The sequence below is a fragment of the Paenibacillus sp. FSL H8-0048 genome (assembly GCF_038002825.1).
Classification (GTDB): domain Bacteria; phylum Bacillota; class Bacilli; order Paenibacillales; family Paenibacillaceae; genus Paenibacillus_AQ.
In genome coordinates this window covers 5,247,554-5,261,209 of record NZ_JBBODF010000001.1, presented here as the reverse complement: position 1 = coordinate 5,261,209, position 13,656 = coordinate 5,247,554, and the positions used below count along the sequence as shown (strand labels likewise).

The 13,656-nt window shown below is 46.4% G+C and carries 9 protein-coding genes; 1 reads left to right on the top strand and 8 read right to left on the bottom strand.

The genetic code is table 11. From position 1 onward, the window contains the following. Positions 1-99: 99 nt before the first annotated feature. From NSU18_RS22540 to NSU18_RS22505, 8 genes are all read right to left on the bottom strand, one after another. Positions 100-702: a DL-endopeptidase inhibitor IseA family protein gene (locus NSU18_RS22540; RefSeq protein ID WP_341150103.1), complete on the bottom strand. Its 603-nt coding sequence runs from the start codon at positions 700-702 to the stop codon at positions 100-102. A gap of 215 nt (positions 703-917) precedes the next feature. After that, positions 918-1,526 (bottom strand): type 4a pilus biogenesis protein PilO, encoded by a 609-nt coding sequence (pilO, locus tag NSU18_RS22535; RefSeq protein WP_341150102.1) that lies wholly within the window; start codon positions 1,524-1,526, stop codon positions 918-920. Next, complete coding sequence (gene pilM / locus NSU18_RS22530; RefSeq protein WP_341150101.1) at positions 1,513-3,111, bottom strand: pilus assembly protein PilM; 1,599 nt, start codon at positions 3,109-3,111, stop codon at positions 1,513-1,515. The genes pilO and pilM overlap by 14 nt, the downstream gene beginning before the upstream one ends. 15 nt (positions 3,112-3,126) lie before the next feature. After that, the gene (locus NSU18_RS22525) at positions 3,127-3,876 is read right to left on the bottom strand and encodes a prepilin peptidase (RefSeq protein WP_341150100.1); all 750 of its coding nucleotides are present in this window, start codon (positions 3,874-3,876) and stop codon (positions 3,127-3,129) included. A 74-nt stretch (positions 3,877-3,950) separates the two neighbouring features. Continuing rightward, complete coding sequence (locus NSU18_RS22520) at positions 3,951-4,439, bottom strand: type II secretion system protein (RefSeq protein ID WP_341150099.1); 489 nt, start codon at positions 4,437-4,439, stop codon at positions 3,951-3,953. Positions 4,440-4,538: 99 nt separating this feature from the next. Next, entirely contained in the window at positions 4,539-5,744 is a 1,206-nt protein-coding gene (locus NSU18_RS22515) for a type II secretion system F family protein (RefSeq protein ID WP_341150098.1), read from the bottom strand. Next, positions 5,744-6,793 (bottom strand): type IV pilus twitching motility protein PilT, encoded by a 1,050-nt coding sequence (locus NSU18_RS22510; RefSeq protein WP_341150097.1) that lies wholly within the window; start codon positions 6,791-6,793, stop codon positions 5,744-5,746. The genes NSU18_RS22515 and NSU18_RS22510 overlap by 1 nt, the downstream gene beginning before the upstream one ends. Before the next feature lie 15 nt (positions 6,794-6,808). Continuing rightward, entirely contained in the window at positions 6,809-8,473 is a 1,665-nt protein-coding gene (locus NSU18_RS22505) for a GspE/PulE family protein (RefSeq protein WP_341150096.1), read from the bottom strand. Between the two features lie 305 nt (positions 8,474-8,778). Here NSU18_RS22505 and NSU18_RS22500 point away from each other — a divergent pair, with 305 nt between their 5' ends. After that, positions 8,779-13,584 carry a DUF5057 domain-containing protein gene (locus NSU18_RS22500; protein WP_341150095.1) on the top strand — a complete coding sequence of 1,602 codons (4,806 nt, stop codon included), beginning with the start codon at positions 8,779-8,781 and terminating at the stop codon, positions 13,582-13,584. Positions 13,585-13,656 lie beyond the last annotated feature (72 nt).

The window sequence follows — 13,656 nt, the reverse complement described above, 5'->3', positions numbered from 1 at the left end:
CTGAAAGGTACGGCAAACAGAAACGGCTGTGCTCACCTTGTGACAAGGTCGGCACAGCCGTTATTTCAGGAAGCGCTGGACGGAACCTGAAGCCGCTTCTTAGAACAGAGTAGCCGGCGACATATCAATTCTCCAGTAGCCGTTCACCTTCTTCAGCTTCACCGTTACTACCTCGGGAGATCCAGTCGGTCCTTCCGCAGGTACAGTCAGCTCGAACACCGCGGTCTGTGCAGTCTTGGAGACCATCCGGGCAGTGGCTTTAGTGAAGTCCAGCGAGTTACCCAGATCGGCATTGACCTGCGCCATTCTGCCCTCATGCTCCAGGAACTGTGTCTGTGTGTAGTAGGCCGCCGCATTATGCGTGAATCCCTTCTTGATATAGCTCATCAGCTGCTGCTTCGTGCCCAGATCACTGGACAGATAGCGGTACTCCAGTGTTTTATAAGTGAACAGCTGCGGATTGAATGTATTGCCTCCCCGGCTGGCATACGTATATAGCTTCTTGGCATGAACCACCAGCGGAACAACGCTCCGTTCCGTGAGATTGTTAATGGTAGCCGGCCCTTCCTTGCCCAGTGCAGACGCCGCAACCGTTCTAACGCCCTCAATGCTTGCCACCGGTGAAGCCGCAAGCGCTCCGCCCCCCGCAGAGACAAGACCCAGTGATAATGCCAGTGAACCGATCATCCATTTTTTGTTCATCATGAACGCCTCCTCATATTCCTGTGTGGTAGTCCGAAGCATGCCCCAGACTAAGCTGCTGCGATAAGTACTCTATACCTTACAATAGCCCGTAACCTGTAATACCCAAACCACCCCGGGGTATAAACGGGTAATGGGGGAAAAGCGTAAAAAAACTCTGCCCCTGTGTAAACAGGGGCAGAGTTGGGGGGAGCGGAATGTCCAAAGGGTACAGCTTAATTATCAGACTTAGGTGCTGTCGCTTCAAAGTACGCGGTAAAAGACACATTAGCCGTTAGGATACTGCCCGGTTTTCCCGGGGCCGGGAATTCGTAAGGCTTTTGGAAGGAGAAAGAATCTACAGCAAGGATTCGCGGTAGGTCATGAAGCTGCTTCAACCATTCCTTAATCTCTGCATAACTCCCTTGTACAATAGCAGCCATTTTGATCTCTCTTAAGCTGTCCGCTGCCTCGGGCTTGATCCCGGTCCAGGGGCTAATTTCATTAGATTCTATCAGCGAGAATCCGATATCCTTCAGTCTGGCATGTGAGCTGGTTCCAATCCGTTGTAAGGCCAGGATTAGCGCTTCGCTGTCATCTCCGTGAGGAATTCCTGCCAGTAGAGTATCCTCACTTGAATCTGTTCCCTGTTCTTCACTCTTAAGCTCGTTAATCTTATTTGTAAGAATCCCCTTCTCCTGCTCCAGCAAGGAGAACTCACTATCTTGCATAGCTATATCGATATTTACCGGGCGTATGGCGAACATGTAGAAGCCAAACAGAATCAGGAACAGGATTAGCAATGCCAGCACAATGGCTGAGCGGTATTTATTAATTTGTTCCACTGCTGTCCTCCCCTCCTTCCGCCGGACTCTGGGCCTGAGCACTCTGCTCCACTACAGGTGCCATGTTCACCCTGAAGACTGCAGTATATTTAACAGCAGAGTTACCAGATTTCTCAGTGCCTTCTGTCAGCTTCTGAATGGAAGCCCCCTTGGAAAAGAACATCTGACGTAATGCAGTTAAGTAGACTGTACTGTGCTCCATTGCCGTGAAATTGACCGACAAGATAATCTCACTATGGTACGAGTATTTAATATCTCTGATGACTCCGCCATAAGGAAGACTTGCCTCTAATTCATCCAGAACAGCAGCAGCATCTGCACGGCTGGCAGACATGGCTTCAATGATAACCGCACGGTCAAGCCCGCCGCCTGATGAGTTACGGCCGTTAAGTCCGGCTAACTCCGCTTGGAGCATTGCATTCTGATCCTGATAAGCCAATATCTGTTCGCCCCGCTCTGCATATTGTCCTTGAACAGTTGCATACAATACGCCCGATCCGACCACACCCAGAATCCATATTGCTGCTAAAGAGATAGCGATATAAGGAAATATAATCGTCTCACGGTCTTCGCGGGGCAGCAGGTTAATGCTTCGTATCTCACTGTCACGCAGAGCTGCTCCGGCAGCGGCTCTGTAATCATTAAGAGTGCTGTCCGGCTTCGCGCCTTGTGAGAATTGGTCAACGGCAATAGGAGCAATAGCCATCTCTGGAAGCGCAGCTTGAAGCTCCTTCTGTAACTGTACACGCATCTCTGGAGAACCGGTAATCAGAATCTCTGAGATTCGCGTCGAGCCGTCATGCAGACTGTATTGATAGAAGCTGAGCATCCGGGAAATCTCGGCTGTAATTTCGACAACCTGTTCCGTAGAGAGGTGTTCCTGTGACGCAGCTGCCACCTCCGCTTCAGCAAGAAACGGCATGTTCTCTTGCAGATTCAAGGGCTTATCAAGCGACAGATCGATCAGATCAATGGTTCTCATGAATACAGGATGACCACTACGGAACATATAGATATCCAGCAAAGACTGTTCCAGGTGAATCAGCATCGTCTCACTGAACTCATGTCCATACCCCGCTACAATACTTCGGGCAAGCGCAGTGGCTGTTACTTCTACCGTCCTCACCCGCAACCCTGCATCCTCCAGAACATTCACATAATCCTGAACTACCTTACGCGGTGCAGCAATAATAATCAACTGGCTCTGGTTCTCATCCTGTTCGGTAATTACATAATCATACACCGGGTTCTCAAACGGAAGATGCAGCCCGGTTTCAACCTCCAGCTTCACAAGCTGTTCGATCTGCTTCTCGCCCGTACTCGGAATCATCATCTTGCGGACAATTATTTGCGATGGAGGGATCGAAACATCAACGGCGCTGCCACGCATCCCCTTTTGTTTGACCCATTGCTTCAACCGGTCCAGCAGAGCCTCCCTATCCGCAATCTGATTCTCTACAATCATCCCGGGAAGCAGGGGGATGAAGCGCTTTTTATGAATTTGCTTGTTGGCTTTGAAACTTATATAGCGGATTCCAGTCTGCTCAATGGAGATCCCTGCTGCTCTGTGCCTTAGTCCAATCATGCTATATAGTTCCTCCTAACGAATGAGCGCAAGATAACCGCTGATAAGATGTGAGCCGTATGTGAAGGCAAGCAGCGCCCCTGCTGCCAGCCATGGGCCAAAGGGAATATGTTGCTTGCGCTGGATTCTGCCGGTAAACAGCAAAGTGCCTCCAACCACAGTTCCTAACACACAGGCAAGCAGAAAGGCCAGGATCGTATTAGGGAACCCCAGCACCATACCAAGCAATGCCATCAGCTTCGCATCCCCCATCCCCATGCCGCCGAACAAGACTAACAACAACAGAATACCGCCGCCTGCGGCTGCTCCCAGCAGATGAGAGACTAGCGTACCCTCGGGAAAGAGCAGTACTACTGTAGCTAGTATCGGGAGAAAAAACAGCAATACCTTGTCGGGAATCAACATAAACTTAAGATCAGACACTGTAACAATAACAGCTAGACTTACCAATAAGTATCCAATAATCCCCTTGCCCGTCAGACCGAATTGAAGGTAAATCCATAGAAACAGCAAGCCTGTCGTCGCCTCACCAAGCATATATAAGGGTGAGATCCTGCCCCCGCAGTAACGGCATCTCCCTCTGTTCAACACATAACTTAGTACAGGAATCAGATCCCTTGATCTTAGCTGTGTGTTGCAGCTTGGACAGTGTGAAGGCGGCCGCAGCAGGGATTCACCTGCTGGTATACGTAAGGCTACTACATTATAAAAAGAGCCCAGAATCAGGCCGATCAGCGTGATGTAACTGGCTACAATAATCGTCATGGTTCAATCGTTCCTGTCTGGTTAATTTTAAAAAAGGAATCGGGAATTCCGATTCCTTGATCCAAGTTGGGTTATTATAGTTTTGATTCTAAGATTTGTTGAGCAGTATACCTTCTAGTCACTGCGCTGGTACCTGTACCATCCGCTATAACAATTGCATACCCATTAGTTCCATTCGCTAATTTTCCACCAGAATAATTTACTGTACCAGATACGATATTATGTTTATTACTAGGTAATACTAGCGGATTTTCCAGATAATTTTCAATTTGAAGTCCCTTACCCGCTTTAGTTCCAGTTCCTTCTATAACATCAATAGATAGATTCTCTACTTTCCCATCAAACTCAGTTGTAATATACATACGCGAGGCTTCATATATCTGCCGAGCTGTAGCCAGATCAGCCTTCTCCCCTGTTTTGTTGATTAGTCCGCTAATCATTGGAATAGCTATAACTGCTATAATCCCCATAATTACGATGACCGCCAGCAACTCAATCAGCGTGAATCCTTTTTCCTCTTTTACCGCTTTACCTAACCTCGTTCTCAGTGCCTGTGCGAACATTATAATTCCTCCTCAGATAGTGGTGTAATCCCTTGAACAGACCCGATCCTCTGCTATTTGACCGGCGTCACCCCTCTCAAATCATTTAGAATATTCCAATTAAATATTGCTATAGATACTGAACATAGGCAGCATAATAGAAGCTACTATAATTCCCACCACTCCTGCCAAAAAAGCAATAAGCAGAGGCTCCAGCAGCGATTTCAGACGGTCCACTGTATTCTCTACATCCATCTCGTAGAAGTCAGCTACCTTGGCGAGCATCTGATCCAGCGCCCCCGTCTCTTCACCAATCGCAATCATCTGTGTAACGAGCGGCGGAAAAACCCAAGCCTTCTTCAGCGGGTCCGATAACGGCTTCCCTTGACGAAGAGAATCACTAGCCTTGCGGATATATCCTCCAATTACCTTATTCCCAGCAACTTCTTCGACAATCGACAAGGATTGAAGAATAGGTACCGAGCTGGCATACAGAGAGGAGAAGGTGCGTGTGAATTGTGCAATGGAGCCTTTTTGATTCAACTTGCCGAATACGGGAATCTTGAGCTTGGCATAATCAAGCGCATAGGCTCCGCGTTCTGTCCGTCTGACTAATTGATAGACAGTAATGAGCAATACAATTGCCAGCAGCCAAATATACCACTGGCCCTGAATGCTTGTACTAAGTGCCAATACCATCTTGGTAATCGCAGGCAGCTCGGCGTTCATTGACTCAAACATGCTGACGAACTGAGGTACAATCGCCCAGAGAAGGTACACCACTGCCGCAATAGCCATAATTCCAACGGTAATGGGATAGGTAAGTGCTGATTTGATCTTCTCTGTGGTTGTATGCTGCTTCTCGAAATAGACAGCCAACCTCTCAAGCGTCCCTTCCAGATCACCGGTCTCTTCCCCTGCACGAATCATACTGACAAAGAGCGGTGGAAAGATCTTCTTATGATCCTGAATCGCCTGTGAGAATGCAGTTCCTCTTAACAGGCTGGAGTTCACATCCAGCAAAGCTTTACGCAGAGGCTTGCTCTCTGTCTGTTCAGCCAATATTCGTGTAGCATCCACAATAGAAACACCGGCACGCATCAGTGTGGCGAACTGGCGGCAATAGATAATGAAATGGATGATCTTGACCGGATTTCCTATGTATATTTCCATAGATAGAATAGTAGTTTTGCGTTCTACGAGCGAGAATACGGTTAGACCACGCTTACGAAGCTCCTCCATCGCTATGGCCTTATCCGTTGCCGTGAGCTTCCCCTTCAGCTGCTTGCCCGCATGGGTCTTCACTTGATATTCAAATTGCGGCATCAGCTGCCCACCTCCGTGAGATAAGCCTTGGCAGCTTCCGGATGAATAAGTCCATACTGCAATTGTTCACGAATATTCATCTCAAGCGTATGCATCCCAAGTGACCGCCCGGTTTGCATTACATTTTTGAGCTGATGGGTCTTGTCAGTACGGATCAGGTTCGCTACAGCTGGCGTATTAATAAGTAGCTCCGTTGCGCTCAGCCTCCCCCGTCCACCCGCCCTCGGGAAAAGACGCTGTGAGAGAACTGCCAGCAGCACTGAAGCTAATTGGGAACGAATCTGACCTTGCTGGTGGCCTGGAAAAGTATCGATAATCCGGTCAACCGTTTGCGGGGCATCCGTAGTATGAAGCGTAGCCATCACCAGATGGCCGGTCTCCGCAGCCGTAACTGCTGCGGACATCGTCTCCAGATCACGCATCTCACCCACCAGAATTACATCCGGGTCCTGGCGCAGCGCAGCCCGTAATCCGCTGGCGAAGCTCCCGGTATCACTTCCCACCTCACGCTGATCAATTAGGCATGTGCCATGAGAATGTATAAATTCTATAGGATCCTCAAGCGTCACGATATGCTTACGCTCTGTCCTATTGATATAATTCAGCATGGCGGCAAGTGTGGAGGACTTCCCGCTGCCGGTTGGCCCCGTTACTAACATTAGCCCCTGAGGCTTCATAGCAAGACTGGAAAGTACAGATGGCAATGATAATTGTTCAAGCGTCGGTATCTCTACAGGAATTGCCCGCGCCGCTATGCTGACTTCCCCTCTTTGTTTATACACGTTAACCCGATACCGCACCCCATTGTCCAAAGGATACGAGAAATCCATTTCCCCAACGCTATGGAAGATTGCACTTTTGTCACTCCCAAGTAAGGTTTCCGCCATACTAAGAGATTCTTCAGGCTCAACGTTCTCCCCATCCAGCGAATGGAGCGCTCCGTCTACCCGGATTACTGGCGGAGAACCTACAGATATATGCAGATCTGAAGCTTTGGAGGTATAGGCCATATGCAGAAGTTGAACAATATCATGTTTGAATAATGGCATTTATACTCCCCCTATCTAATGCGATACGGTCTCACGCATGACTTCCTGTAAGGTTGTAATCCCTTTGGATACTTTGACGAATCCATCCTCTACTAACTGAATCATGCCCTGCTCTCTACCTGCTGCCCGCAGTTCCTCTATGGATGCAGAATCTGTAATAAGCTGCCGCAGATGATCATTAATGGTCAGCACCTCATGAATGGCAATCCGACCGCGGTATCCTGTATTGTTGCAGTTACCGCAGCCTTTACCCTGATAAATGACTTCGGCAGGCAAGCCATAGCGCCTAAGCATTATTGACTCCTGCTCTGTCGGTTTATGCTCCTCTTTGCAATCCGGGCAGATTTTGCGTACCAGCCGCTGAGCCACTACCCCCAGTAGCGAGGAAGCAATCAGGTAGGGCTCAACGCCCATGTCACGCAATCTGGAAATTGTGCTAATGGCATCATTGGTATGTAATGTGGACAACACCAGGTGTCCTGTAAGTGAAGCACGTACAGCGATCTCGGCAGTTTCAGTGTCCCGAATCTCTCCCACCATTACAATATTCGGGTCCTGACGAAGAATGGATCGTAAGCCAGCTGCGAAGGTTAAGCCAATCGCCGGATTCACATGCACCTGATTCACGCCCTCCAGCTGATATTCCACCGGATCTTCAATCGTAATAATATTCGCATTCTCAGTATTCAATTGGCTCAGGGCGGAATATAAGGTGGTAGATTTCCCGCTGCCGGTTGGACCGGTAATCAGGAGAATACCGTAAGGCTTGGTGATCATATCTCTGAAGGCATCTGCGTTAAGTTCACTGAAGCCCAGTGTATCTACAGACTTAACTCCAGTACTTAGGTCCAAGAGACGCAGTACGATCTTCTCACCATGCATAGTAGGCAGCGAAGATACACGTATATCAACCATCTTGTAGTCAAATTGCATTTTAATCCGGCCGTCCTGAGGCAAGCGCCGTTCTGCTATATTCAATCGGGCCATAATCTTCAGCCTGGCGGTGATGAAGCCTTGCATTTGCTTGGGAATGATCCGCTCTGTCCGTAAAGTCCCGTCAATCCGGTAACGAATGGAGAGATTATTCTCACCAGGGTCCACATGAATATCTGAAGCCCGCAATGACACTGCCTGCTGAATCATCTGGTTGACCAGCCGCACTATCGGTGAATCCTCATCCGTAATCTCTGTTTCTTCTATCTCTTCCTGGGTTGGAAGCTCGACCATCATCTGACTCATAGAGTCCCGCATTCCGTAATGACGGGCTATTGCTCTAGTCAGCTCATCACGGCTGGAGATTGCCGGCTCAATCCGGAATCCTGTACTCATGCGCAAATCTTCAATAGCGAAATAGTCCAAGGGATCTGCCATTGCCACCATCAGCTTGCTGCCTTCCTTCATGAATGGGAGCACTTGGTAGCGTTTGGCCATACTCTCGGGGATGATCTGCGTGATTGCCGGATCAATCTGATATTTGAACAGGCTTACGTGGGGAATACCTAACTGGAACTCAAGTACCTCTATGAGCTGTTGCTCTGTAATATAGCCTTGGGTTATTAGCAGATCTCCCAGCTTTCGTTTGGTTTTGCGTTGCTCTACCAGCGCTTCTTCAAGCTGTTCTTGAGAGATAATCCCGTTTTCCACGAGTAAATCTCCCAGTCTCTTCTTCATGATAGCCATATCTGTTTCACTCCAGAGCACTGTATTTTCCAACCAGGTATAAGCTAATCATTTGGCAATCAGCAGTACATTAAAATCATAGTTTTCATAAAATATTTTAAATTTTATAGTTAATTAGTCTCAATTTTATAGGTTTTTATGCATATCTTTTAATTGCCTATCTACTAAATATGTCCTAGAATGTATATAGCATAGAATGGATAATTTTACAATGAAAACTCGGCTAAACTACAACCTTCATGCGGTAAAATAGAAGTTTATATGACAAATTTTGTGTTATTAATAATTATTGGGGAGAGATCACGATGGAGGTCTTGAAAAGAAAAAGACTGCTGCTTATGCTTAGCCTTCCGTTGACCTTAATCTTGTTTGCTGTCATCTGGAGTATGGTATCAAGGATTGATGCTGATCAGAACAGTTATCCGGTTCGCCTGCTTGAAGTCACGGAAGATGGCACAAGCCAGTTAACCTCCCTCAAAACCGATTTTCCAGATTTCACAGTCGTTACCATGAGCATGAAACGTTTTGTCGCTTTACGCGATGATCTGGACGGGCAGTATGACGGCATTTTTATAGGTAAAGGTACCTACAGTCCAATAACCTTGGGTAACCTTAAGGATAAAGATGTCCCTGTGCGTTCTGCGGCTATGAACACCTCGTTAATTCAGAATGACATTACGCGCCTTCGTGTAGATGATATCAATAAGCTCTTTATTATGAAGGGCTTGTATGTAATTTTTCATGAACAAACTTTCTTAGATCAGGAGAAGCCTGAAGGCAGAAAAGGAATCCTCTACGAAGCATTTAATCCCTTACGCAAAACCTCAGCGACGAAGAGTAACGTTCTCTTTCTGACTGATTCCGGACTTAATGATTTCTTCAAGGGACTAACGGCTGACAGTTCCAAGCTGAAACAACGCCCCCAACTGCAAATCACGAACAGTAACGAGATCCGTAATTATGCTCCGGCTTCTACAGGAGGTAAGATTTATGCTCCCGGTGACAAACTTAAATTCAACTTCAATGTCAGCAATACGCCTGATCTCGCAAATCATCCTTTGACCGCCAAGCTGTACATTAATCTTGATAAGTCTATTGCCCTGAGCGAGCAGCAGGTTGTTGCATCTGTCAAAGTGAATAAAGCAAATGGTACGCTCGAGTACATTCTTCCACGGACATTCTCAGGATTGTTGTACTGGAAGCTTGAGATTAGTGACCCTACCAGCTTTTCACAGTTAAAAAGCTTTGAACGCGGAAGCATCCGTTACCGGAATGAGCAGACCGTTATTCGAGTCCTGCAGATCACGCCTCCAGGTTCCAGTTCATCTCCAATTCATGAGAGCAGTCTTAAAAAATCAATAAATATGAATCAAAACTTTTTAAGCAATGAGGATTACGAGCTGGATATTACTGTCATGAATATAGATGAGTTTAATTATTATATTGAAAGCACCTTAGCAAATACACATGAATATGGCCTTAATGGCGTCTATGACATGCTACTGTTCGGATTCCGGGATGAATACTACTCAAAAACAATAATGAAGCCATTGTCTATTACAGCAGTAAAGGAATTCATTAACGAATCCAAGCAGAGTGCAATGTTCACACATGATACAGTCATCAACCTCTACGGAAGCAACACTTGGGTCAACAATTTCAAAGAGATCACAGGTCAGAAAGATCCTGTTGTTAACCTTGGCCATAATGCACTTAATCCATCCAAAAAAGTAACGCCGGTTAATGACGGGTTGCTTATGCAATATCCTTTTTACCTGAGTCAACAGACTAACAACGGTACCCAGAACAATATAGGTGAACCCAAAGTAGCCAAGACCCACAATCAGTACTTCACTCTGGATTTGGAAGACCGGACAGTTGTACCCTGGTACAACATCATCAGCGAATCAGGCGACGCCAACAAGCGGACTCCTGATGACAGCTGGAACCATTACTACACCTATTCCAAAGGAAACGTAACCTATTCAGGAACCGGCCATCTGTTTGGCTCTAATCTTTCGAGCAGTGAGTCAGTGTTCCCTGAGTGGGAACAGAAGCTTTTTGTTAACACGATGTACAGAGCATTTATGGGTGCCAACCACGCTCCCAGCATCACTGCATATTCACCTATTGAAGGAGCCGTTATTCCGTCCTATCAAGATAAGCTGACTGTAAGCTATTCGGTGGCCGATCTCGATTTGAAGGACCGCACTCTGACCACTAATCTGAAGTTCCTTGTGAACGGAAAAGAATTGACCAGCCCGGACCATATGATCCAGAACCGGCGTGTAGGATCAGAAGAGACTATTACACAGACCTTCAAGAACCCGCTTAGCGAGAGCGGCAATATTGAAATTATGATCACAGCACAAGATGACCAGGGTGCTTCCGCTTCACCGGTTATCATCCCATTGACCGTGTCAAAGGTGGAATCCTCTTTATCCATAGGCCGAAGCCAGTCCGCCACCAAAATAGGCCGGGACAAGCTGGTAACGATCGATTACAGCATTGCTCCAAAAACCTTACGGCTAGAGGATGTTCAACCTCAATATCAGGGGAAAAACAACTTGTTAATTTCCGGCTTGCACTATGAGGAAAAATTCGCTCCAAATCTTGAATTTGAGGGAGAAGCCCTGCCGCAAGGGTTCACTAAGACCGGAAATCTCAGTGAAGGTTACACTATAAAAGGAACTTTTGAGAATATCACTTTTCAGTTAACTACAATTGATGGTAAGCAGTACTATAAGCCGGTTAATCCTCACAGTACGTCAGACCCGATTATATATAAATTCACTCTAAGGTTTAAACCTAAGGCAGCAGAGAAATATATACTGGATAACTCCAGCATTACGTACGAGGATATCCATGCTCCCGCAGAATCTGTACCTACGGCAGTACCTACAGCGGCTCCTACTGTTGCAGCAACACCGACTCCGACACCTGCGCCAACTCCGGTTCCGACTGTAGCTCCTCCGGTGTTCCCGGGTTCTACAGCACCTATCTCGGCTTTGGGGGTTGCTAAGGATTATACCGTCTTTATGTTGAAAGACATCCGCTATGATAATAATAGTTTTCAGAATAAAGGACGAACTGCTGCAGGAAGAGACGTAAAAGCACAATCCTTTACCTTAGGTGATACACTAACTGATGCTGTTTTAGTTGTAGGCAATGACTTGTACTGGGGATCATGGGGAGGGAAAATATCCGGCAAAGGGTACTATGGAAATAATATCGAAATGCATGCCTATTTGTCGCCAGAAGAGCGGGCAAACATTACGAAGGGTTCTCCACTAGATTTTACAACGATTGGTTCTCAACTCATTAGCCGATCTGCATACATGGGAAGTCTAACAGGCAAAGAGATCAAAGTTTCTGAGGATAGCGATCTTGTAGTTTCGGGAGAAGATAAGAAACTAAATATTTTCAATGTAAAACCAAACAATCTAAATAATATTAATTTACGCAGCCTCAAAATTAATGCACCAGCAGACTCAACAGTCTTGATTAATATTGCAGGAGAATCAATCAAGTTTATAAATGGGAGCGTATCTGTTAACGGAGTAAGCAGCAACCATATTATCCTCAATTTCTATCAAGCCAAATCCTTGACAGTCGAGAGTTATGGTGAGATTAATCAGTCTATTCTGGCCCCATTAGCTAATATCAATCTCACCGGGAGCTTTAATGGAAATATTATCGGCGAGTCTCTGTTAACTATAGGATCTAGTGGAATCTCGATAGGTTATCAACCCTTTGAGGGCTCGTTGCCTGAAATGCCTGCCGCAACCACAGCACCAACCGCTGTTCCTACAGCGACTGCTACACCAGTAGTTACAGCTACACCAGTGCCAACTGCTAGTGCTACACCAACTGTGATGCCGACAGCTATGCCAGTTCCAACAACTGTGACTATGAAGTTTTCAGCTGTTAATCTGGAAGTGATTATTGAGATTACTTCAATTGTGGTACACGATGAAGATATACTGGTTGATCAAAAGTTATCGCTCCCGTCAATCACAACTATTCTGCCTGACGATGTAGATGCGAAGGACCGGACTCTTCAGTGGACTATCGTAAGCGGTAAAGATTTCATTAAATTTATAAGTGACGGTATGATCCAAGCAGTTGCTCCGGGTGAAGCAGAGATTCAGGCCTCCGCTCAAGATGGAAGCAAGGTTGTCAGCAATATAGCCAGGATTACTGTGACAGCCCCTATCCCGCCTGAGCCGATACGTACCATTGAACTTACCGGAGATACTTCAGGAACTGCCAATACCCCAATTAATTTGAATGCTGTATACACCAGCAATCCAGTTGAGACGGATATAACCTATAAGTGGACAGTCGCAGATGGGAATGGCACCAACGTTAATCAATACCTGAGAACGAGTGGTCCAACTTCACCTACGGGAACCTTTAATGCACCGCAGAGTGGGATCTATACTATCACGGTAACGGCATACAGCAATAGTAATACGGCTGGCTCCCCGGCCACCAAAACCATTGCTATCACCAATCCTTTAAGAGACTTTATAATCGATAGTGCTGACAGTGTTTTTGTCGGCAAATTCATAGAGATGAGTGTAAAGGACTTCGCCCCTGCTAACGCAGATAATGCTTCCGATATTCATTGGAGCTTAGTTGGAGATGGTACTCAATATGCAAGCTTAACCAAAGCCCCTGACGATACGAATGACACTAAGTATATTTTCACTGGCATCAAAGCAAAGGATGCTGTCACTGTTTCAGTCACGGCAGGAGGCATTACTAGGATTAAGGAAATTAGAATCCAACCTCTGGTTCTTACCGACATCCAGTTTACCGGCACTATCGTGGAGATGATCGTTGGCGAATCCAGACCTCTGGGCCAGCTTCTCTGGTTCTCACCAAGAGAGATTACTTTGAATGATGTTCGAGATCAATTGGATTGGACAAGCACCTTCTCTGGTATTGCCTCCTTCCAAACTCCTGTTACTGCAGACAATCGGGGGATAATCTATGCACACAAAAGCGGAAGTACACTTGTAACTGTGCAGTATGCTAACAACCCCCTGATCAAGACAACTATACTTGTCAAAGTATATCCACTCGATACGGATGACCGTTACTAAGGGAAACTAAATGCAATATTAAAAGGAGCCATTGAGCGCAGTAGGTACTGACGCGAAAGGGCTCCTTTTAAT